Raw genomic sequence first — 792 nt, 5'->3', positions numbered from 1 at the left:
GTGCGGGGCGGTGAACCTCGTCGATTTGTATGATCCCCAAGATTTTGATTGGGTTAGCCATGCGCCCACCCAGGAAAGGACTCGCCCCCGCGGATGTGCACCAGTTGGTGGATATCCGCGGTCTGAACCTTGCTAGATTCGGCCAGAAAGGAGCTAGCATGCCCTGAAGCGATCATTGTAAACAAGTGTTTATGTGTATTATCAGTCATTTAGAAAAGAACTAGAAATTTAGATGATCAGTAGGCCACTGGATTGACAGGCTTTACCGCTTTCTATATACAATAGTTATATTGCTTTAGGTGGTGTTGATGCCCGTTGGCGATCGAGTGAGRCAAGAGCTGGAGCTTCTCGAGCAGGAGTTTGCGGCCATCGAAGAATTCAGGGGGCTGGCAAAAACCCAGGGCGGCCGGATGACCGAATTTGGTCGCGCCTTTCTCGACTTCGCGCGGGAAAACGATGTCAGGCAAACCTTAGTGGCCAAGCTGCTTGGGATATCGCCCGGCGCAGTTTCCCAGCATTACCGCAGGTAAGGGGAGCATAGAAAATGAAACACCAGGTGAGGGCTGGCCTGACCTGGTGCACATATAATTCGTTGTCGATGGCGCATGGAAACCAGTGGGGCCGGGTCGACTGCTGTAGGGTGGTTATCTAAGAATCATGGCGGAAAGTCAAGTCCCATATCCCTACCAGGCCCATCAGCTTCAAGCGATCCGTGCATCGCTCTCCGAACCGCGATTTGCGACTTATCTGGCCAAAGGCGGCAATCATGAAAAATACGCCATGGCCCTGTAT

General features: G+C 52.2%; 1 protein-coding gene. It reads left to right on the top strand.

Annotated elements, in window-relative coordinates; translation table 11 throughout:
* Positions 1 to 308 precede the first annotated feature (308 nt).
* On the top strand, positions 309 to 530 hold the full coding sequence (locus AC1D35_RS36555) for a hypothetical protein (protein WP_477942944.1): 222 nt from the start codon (positions 309 to 311) through the stop codon (positions 528 to 530).
* Positions 531 to 792: the final 262 nt, after the last annotated feature.

Source organism: Rhizobium sp. P1_E6 (genome assembly GCF_056405875.1).
Note: the sequence above shows the minus strand (reverse complement) of the source record. Positions and strands in the feature narration are given on the sequence as shown.